Here is a 6,722-nt window from a genome sequence, read left to right on the forward strand (position 1 = left end):
GCGCCTCGTAGCGGTCGCGCAGCCCGCGCAGGATCTCCAGCGCGTCGGCCGCGGCCGGTTCGGGCACCATGATGGGCTGGAAACGCCGCGCCAGCGCCGCGTCCTTCTCGATGTGACGGCGGTACTCGTCCACCGTGGTGGCCCCGATGACATGGAGTTCGCCGCGGGCCAGGGCGGGCTTGAACATGTTGCCCGCGTCCATCGACCCGCCTTCGGAGCCACCGCCTCCGGCGCCGACGACGGTGTGCAGCTCGTCGATGAAGACCATCGTCTCGCCGGAGTGCGCCCGGATCTCCTCGATGATGCGGTTCAGCCGCTCCTCGAAGTCGCCGCGGTAGCGGGTGCCGGCCACGACGCCGGACAGGTCGAGGGCGACCAGCCGGCGGCCGAGGAGGGTGTCGGGCGCGTCGCCGTCGGCGATGCGCTGCGCCAGCCCTTCGACGACGGCGGTCTTGCCGACACCCGCGTCGCCGATGAGGACGGGGTTGTTCTTGCCCCGCCGCGCGAGCACCTCGATGGTCTGCTCGATCTCCTCGTCGCGCCCGATCACCGGGTCGATCCGGCCCTCGCCGGCCAACTCGGTCAGGTCGCGGCCGTACCTGTCCAGGGTCGGGGTGTCGTGCGGTTTCCCGGGCCGCTGGGGGATGGTGGGGGCCGCCCCGCCCGGCGGCCGGTACTGCGGCCCGGAGACGGGATCGGGGCGGCCGGCGCCCAGGATGCTGCCGGCGGCGGAGTCGGGGTTGGCCGCCAGCGCCTTGAGGACGTGTTCCGGGCCGATGTAGGAGTCGCCGGCGGCCCGGGCCAGCTCGTGGGCGTCCAGCAGGGCCCGCTTGACCGCGGGGGTGACCGACAGTGAGGTCTGTGGCGGCCCCTCGCCGGCGGTCTCGTCGATCCGGGCGGCCAGCTCGTCCGGGTCGGCCCCGGTCCGCGCGACCATGCCGCGGGTCGGCTCGACGGCCAGCGCGGCCCGCAGCAGATGCTCGGTGTCCAGGTCGGTGCTGCCGTGGTCGCCGGCGTAGGCGGCCGCGGCGGCGACCAGTTGCCGGGTGGCCCCGCTCATCAGCCTGCCGAGGTCGATCTGCCGGGGTCCCGACGGCGCTCCGCTGCCGAGGAAGCGTGCCAGGAAGTCTCCGAACGGGTCCGGACCGAAGCCCCGCGGACCCGTGAACCCGCTGCTCATTGCCCTCCGTTCCGCCCGGGCGGCGCCCGGGGCAGGTTGTGTTGCCAGGCGTGTGCGGGCCGGGTGCCCGCCGGGCGCGGGGGTAACACCCCGTGGCGCACATCACGCCCGGCGGAGACGGAGGGGGCGCGCGGTCAGGAGGTGGCGCCGCGCAGCGCGTCGGCGAGCGGGCCGGTCCCGGTCATCTCGATGGCTCCGGTGGCGATGCCGTCGGCGACGGTGAGCGTGCCCTGGGCGAGGGCGACACAGCTGTCGGCGTCCAGGACCAGCCGGGCGTCCGCGCGCTCGGCCGGCCCGTCCCCGTACGAGGGTTCGGCGCCGCCGAGGACCAGGTGGAAGCCGCCCTCCTCCAGCACCACGTCGACGACGCCTTCCCGGTCCGCGGCGAGGCGCCCCAGCCGGTGCAGCAGGGGGAGGGCGAACCAGTGGGCCCGGATGGCGTCGGTGGGCTGCCGCTCGGCCAGCGCGGGCGCGCCCCAGGCGGCGAGGGCGGTGAGGACCGGCAGCAGGGCGCGGCCGTGGGGGGTGAGCTCGTAGACGGAGGCCGAGGCGGGGGGCGGCAGTTTCCGGCGGGCGAGGACGCCGTCACGCTCCATGTCCTTCAGCCGTGAGGCGAGCATGTCCGTGCTGACGCCCGGCAGATCGGTGTGGAGGTCGGTGTATCTGCGGGGGCCCGCCAGCAACTCCCGCGCGATCAGCAGCGTCCACCGGTCACCGACGGCATCGAGGGCCCGCGCGATCGCGCAGTACTGGTCATAGCTTCGGCGTGGCATGCGTCCCAGTCTAGCCATTAAGTTGGACTTTCCAAGTGGCGCCTTGGTAGAACAAAGCAAGCCGTCGTCGAACGATGAGGCGGAGCGAACCGGGAGGGCGCGACATGGAGTTCCGGCAGTCGAGCAAGCTCAGCGAGGTCTGCTACGAGATCCGGGGGCCGGTGATCGAGCACGCCAACGCGCTGGAGGAGGCCGGCCACAGCGTGCTGCGCCTCAACACGGGCAATCCGGCGCTGTTCGGGTTCGAGGCCCCGGAGGAGATCCTCCAGGACATGATCCGGATGTTGCCGCAGGCCCATGGCTACAGCGACTCGCGCGGCATCCTCCCCGCCCGCCGCGCCGTGGTCCAGCACTACCAGCGGCGCGGCCTGGAGGACATCGGCGTGGACGACGTCTTCCTGGGCAACGGCGTCTCCGAGCTGGTGTCCATGGCCGTCCAGGCCCTGGTCGAGGACGGGGACGAGATCCTGATCCCCGCCCCCGACTTCCCGCTGTGGACGGCGGTCACCACCCTGGCGGGCGGCAAGGCCGTGCACTACGTGTGCGACGAGTCCGCCGACTGGTACCCGGACCTCGACGACATGGCCTCGAAGATCACCGACCGTACGCGGGCCGTGGTGATCATCAGCCCGAACAACCCCACCGGGGCGGTCTATCCGCGCGAGATCCTCGAGGGCATCCTGGACCTGGCGCGCCGCCACCACCTGATGGTCTTCTCCGACGAGATCTACGACAAGATCCTCTACGACGGGGCGGTCCACCACAGCCCCGCCGTGCTCGCCCCCGACCTGGTGTGCCTGACCTTCAGCGGGCTGTCCAAGGCGTACCGGGTGGCCGGGTTCCGGTCCGGCTGGGTGGTCGTCTCCGGCCCCAGGCAGCACGCCAGGAACTACCTCGAGGGCCTGACCATGCTGGCCTCGATGCGCCTGTGCCCCAACACCCCGGCGCAGTTCGCCATCCAGGCGGCCCTCGGCGGCCGGCAGTCCATCGAGGACCTGGTGCTGCCCGGCGGCCGGCTGCACGAGCAGCGCGACCGCGCGTGGGAGAAGCTGAACGAGATCCCCGGAGTGTCCTGCGTCAAACCCAAGGGCGCGCTGTACGCGTTCCCGCGCATCGACCTCGGCGTCCACCGGATCCACGACGACGAGCGGTTCGTCCTGGACCTGCTGCTGCGCGAGAAGATCCAGGTGGTGCAGGGCACCGGTTTCAACTGGCCGCGCCCCGACCACTTCCGCATCCTCACCCTCCCGCACGTCGACGACCTCGAGTCGGCCATCAGCCGGATCGGACGGTTCCTCGGCGGATACCGGCAGTCGTGACCGCGGGGACGTGACCCCGCCGCCGCGCGGGTCCCGCGCCCGCGGGCGGGCAACTGCTTGTAGGGTGCATGCTCATGGGCGGGGTGATCTCTGGTTTCGGCGTCATCGCGAGCATCGTGGTCACCGGTTACGTCCTGGGCCGCCGCGGCTCGCTGGGGGAACACGGGCGCGATGTGCTCACCAGGCTCGCCTTCCAGGTCGCCAGCCCGGCCCTGCTGTTCTCCACCGTCGCGCGGGCGGACCTCTCCGTCCTGCTGTCGGTCCCGATGCTCGTCACCGGCTTGAGTACGTTCGTCGTCGCGGGGACGTTCATCGCGGTGGGCGCCGTACGCCGCTGGAGCGTCGGCCGGACGACGATCGGCGCGCTGTGCTCGTCTTACGTCAACTCCGGGAACCTGGGCATCCCCGTCGCCATGTACGTCCTGGGGGACGCCTCCCTCATCGCGCCGGTGCTGCTCTTCCAGCAGCTCGTCGTGTCCCCGATCGCCCTGACCGTCATCGATCTGAGCCGCTGCGAGGAACGGCCCTCGCTCCTGCGCCGGCTCACCTCCCCGGTGCGCAACCCGGTGGTCGCCGGTTCCCTGTCCGGGGTGGTGGTGGCCGCCGCCGGCTGGCGGATTCCCGGGCCGGTCATGGAGCCGGTGTCGCTGCTGGGCGGGATGGCGGTGCCCGGGGTGCTGCTGGCCTTCGGCATCTCGCTGCCGGGCAGCACCCTGCTCGGGCGCGGCGAGGACCGGGCCGCGGTGCTGCTGTCGGTGGCGCTGAAGTCCTTCGCGCAGCCGTTGGTGGCGTGGGCCATCGCGGCCGGGGTGTTCGGGCTCGGCGGCGCCGCGCTCTTCGCCGCCGTCGTCACCTCCGCGCTCCCGGCGGCGCAGAACCTCTTCACCTACGCGGTGCGGTACCAGACCGCGACCGGGCTGGCCCGCGAGTCGATCCTGCTGTCCACGTTCCTCGCGGCCCCCGTGCTGCTCACGGTGACGGCCCTGCTGGGCTGAGCGGCGCCGGTCCCGCCCATGGCACAGGGAAACCGCCGGGAACCGCATGGGAACCGCCCGGGCGGGCAGTGAACACCGAGGACATTCCCGTCCGCCGCACCATGCGCCGGATGTGAGTGTCGCGCTGCGCACACCGGGCGGCCCGGCTACCGTCGATGTCGCTCGGACCCCCGCCAGGAAACGAGGAACAGCCATGGCACCCTCCGCGTCGTCCCCCGCCTCCATCGGAGTCACCGGGCTCGCCGTGATGGGCCGGAATCTCGCCCGCAACTTCGCCCGGAACGGCTACACCGTCGCGGTGCACAACCGGACCCCCGCCCGCACCCGCTCCCTGATCGAGGAGTTCGGGCACGAGGGCTCCTTCGTGCCGGCCGAGAAGCCCGAGGAGTTCGTGGCCGCGCTGGAGCGGCCCCGGCGGCTGGTGGTGATGGTGAAGGCGGGCGAGCCGACGGACGCGGTGATCGACGAGTTCGTCCCGCTGCTGGACGCCGGGGACATCGTCATCGACGGCGGCAACGCCCACTTCGAGGACACCCGCCGCCGCGAGGCCGCGCTGCGCGAGCGAGGCATCCACTTCGTCGGGACGGGCGTCTCCGGCGGCGAGGAGGGCGCCCTGCACGGGCCCTCCGTCATGCCCGGCGGGTCCGCGGAGGCGTACGCCGCGGTCGGGCCGATGCTGGAGAAGATCAGCGCGCACGTCGACGGCGAGCCGTGCTGCACCCACATCGGCCCGGACGGCGCCGGACACTTCGTCAAGATGGTGCACAACGGCATCGAGTACGCCGACATGCAGCTGATCGCCGAGGCGTACGACCTGCTGCGGCGCGCGGCCGGGCGCGGTCCCGCGCAGATCGCGGACATCTTCCGCCGCTGGAACACCGGCATGCTGAACTCCTACCTCATCGAGATCACCGCCGAGGTCCTGGCCCACACCGACCGGGAGACCGGCACCCCGTTCGTCGATGTCGTCGCCGACGCCGCCGAGCAGAAGGGCACCGGCCGCTGGACCGTGCAGACCGCGCTGGACGTGGGCGCGCCGGTCCCCGGCATCGCCGAGGCCGTCTTCGCCCGCTCGCTGTCCGGCCACACCGATCTGCGGGCCGCCGCCCGGCGGCTGCCCGGCCCCCAGAAGCCCGCCCTGACCGGGCAGGACGCCGACCGGCTCGTCGACCGGGTCGAGCAGGCCCTGTACGCGTCGAAGATCGTGTCGTACGCGCAGGGCTGGAACATGATCCAGACCGCGGCCGACCAGTTCGGCTGGGACATCGACCTGGGCGCGGTGGCCAGGATCTGGCGCGGCGGCTGCATCATCAGGGCCGGTTTCCTGGACGAGATCCGCAGCGCCTACGCGGCCGAGCCCGGCCTGCCCACGCTGCTCGCCGACGAGGAGTTCGCCCGCCGGCTGGGCGAGGCCCAGGACGCCTGGCGGGCCGTGGTGGCCACCGCGGCGGAGCGGTCCATCCCCACCCCCGGCTTCGCCACCTCGCTCGCCTACTACGACGGGCTGCGCGCCGACCGGCTGCCCGCCGCCCTCGTCCAGGCGCAGCGGGACTACTTCGGCGCCCACACCTACCGGCGCGTCGACCGGGAGGGCACCTTCCACACCGAGTGGTCCGGCGACCGGAGCGAAACCCGGAGGTGAGACCGGAGCCGCGACCCGGACGAGTTCCTCGTCGACGGTGGGGATCTTCGAGTTGAGGACCCCCGCCATTCGGGCCATAGTGGACACGAGGTTCCGGGCTCGCTGGGTTTTCCGGGTTCCGCATCCGAAACCGGACGAGGGCGCCATGTCTGCCTACCATCGCAACCACGACCCGCACGACCACGATCCGCATGACCACGACCACGGCCCGTACGACGTGGCCGCACCCTCGCCGCGTTCCGCGCCCCATGTGCTGCTGGCGCACGACGTGGGACTGCTGGTGATACGGCTGGGGGTGGGGCTGATCATCGCCGCGCGGGGCGCGCAGCACCTGTTCGGCTGGTGGGGCGGCCTGGGCATCGACAACACGGCCCGGGCCTTCGAGAAGTTCGGCTATCCCGCGGCCAAGTTCATGGCCGGGGTGGCCGGTGTCGCCGAGACGTTCGGCGGCCTGGGACTGGCCGCGGGGTTGCTGACGCCGATCGCGGGGGCCGCCGTGGCGGGCACGATGGCCAACGCGGTCGATGTGGTCTGGCCGTTGGGGCTCTTCGGGGGCTTCGAGTTCCCCCTGCTCATCGGCGCGGGCGCGGCAGGGCTCGCCTTGAGCGGCCCGGGCCGGATCGCCCTCGACGCGCTGATTCCGGGGCTGCGGTCCCACCGCGTGGTCTACGGGGTGGCGATGCTGGTGCTCGCGGCCGTCCTGGCGGCGATCACCATCGGCATCCGCGGCTTACGCCCGCGCCGCCCGCTCCCCCGCGCCGCCTGACCGGCGCGCCGGGCCCCTCCCGGACAGCCCGGGGGGGGGCGGCGCGG

Annotated in this window: 6 protein-coding genes; 4 read left to right on the top strand and 2 right to left on the bottom strand. The window is 72.9% G+C overall.

What is annotated here, in order from left to right:
• Together ABFY07_RS42285 and ABFY07_RS42290 are read right to left on the bottom strand one after the other, a co-directional pair.
• A partial coding sequence (locus tag ABFY07_RS42285; RefSeq protein ID WP_346179556.1) for a Clp protease N-terminal domain-containing protein occupies positions 1–1,180 on the bottom strand: 1,180 nt, incomplete at its 3' end.
• 134 nt (positions 1,181–1,314) lie between these two features.
• Complete coding sequence (locus ABFY07_RS42290; RefSeq protein ID WP_428837122.1) at positions 1,315–1,971, bottom strand: winged helix-turn-helix transcriptional regulator; 657 nt, start codon at positions 1,969–1,971, stop codon at positions 1,315–1,317.
• A gap of 86 nt (positions 1,972–2,057) precedes the next feature.
• Here ABFY07_RS42290 and ABFY07_RS42295 point away from each other — a divergent pair, with 86 nt between their 5' ends.
• The 4 genes from ABFY07_RS42295 to ABFY07_RS42310 all read left to right on the top strand — a co-directional run bounded on the left by ABFY07_RS42295 (position 2,058) and on the right by ABFY07_RS42310 (position 6,675).
• Positions 2,058–3,272, top strand: a complete 1,215-nt coding sequence (locus ABFY07_RS42295; protein ID WP_065967365.1) for a pyridoxal phosphate-dependent aminotransferase — start codon at positions 2,058–2,060, stop codon at positions 3,270–3,272.
• A gap of 74 nt (positions 3,273–3,346) precedes the next feature.
• Positions 3,347–4,267, top strand: a complete 921-nt coding sequence (locus tag ABFY07_RS42300) for an AEC family transporter (protein ID WP_346179558.1) — start codon at positions 3,347–3,349, stop codon at positions 4,265–4,267.
• 193 nt (positions 4,268–4,460) lie between these two features.
• The gene (gndA, locus tag ABFY07_RS42305) at positions 4,461–5,909 is read left to right on the top strand and encodes an NADP-dependent phosphogluconate dehydrogenase (RefSeq protein ID WP_346179559.1); all 1,449 of its coding nucleotides are present in this window, start codon (positions 4,461–4,463) and stop codon (positions 5,907–5,909) included.
• Positions 5,910–6,054: 145 nt separating this feature from the next.
• Complete coding sequence (locus ABFY07_RS42310; RefSeq protein ID WP_346179560.1) at positions 6,055–6,675, top strand: DoxX family protein; 621 nt, start codon at positions 6,055–6,057, stop codon at positions 6,673–6,675.
• Positions 6,676–6,722: the final 47 nt, after the last annotated feature.

The organism is Streptomyces sparsogenes subsp. cuspidosporus, from assembly GCF_039532705.1.
Lineage (GTDB): Bacteria > Actinomycetota > Actinomycetes > Streptomycetales > Streptomycetaceae > Streptomyces > Streptomyces sparsogenes.

Bases quoted from the DNA above. Each gene is read 5' to 3' on its own strand.
- ABFY07_RS42300 (WP_346179558.1), top strand. From the start codon at position 3,347: ATGGGCGGGGTGATCTCTGGTTTCGGCGTCATCGCGAGCATCGTGGTC.
- ABFY07_RS42290 (WP_428837122.1), bottom strand. From the start codon at position 1,971: ATGGCTAGACTGGGACGCATGCCACGCCGAAGCTATGACCAGTACTGC.
- ABFY07_RS42310 (WP_346179560.1), top strand. From the start codon at position 6,055: ATGTCTGCCTACCATCGCAACCACGACCCGCACGACCACGATCCGCAT.
- ABFY07_RS42295 (WP_065967365.1), top strand. From the start codon at position 2,058: ATGGAGTTCCGGCAGTCGAGCAAGCTCAGCGAGGTCTGCTACGAGATC.
- gndA (WP_346179559.1), top strand. From the start codon at position 4,461: ATGGCACCCTCCGCGTCGTCCCCCGCCTCCATCGGAGTCACCGGGCTC.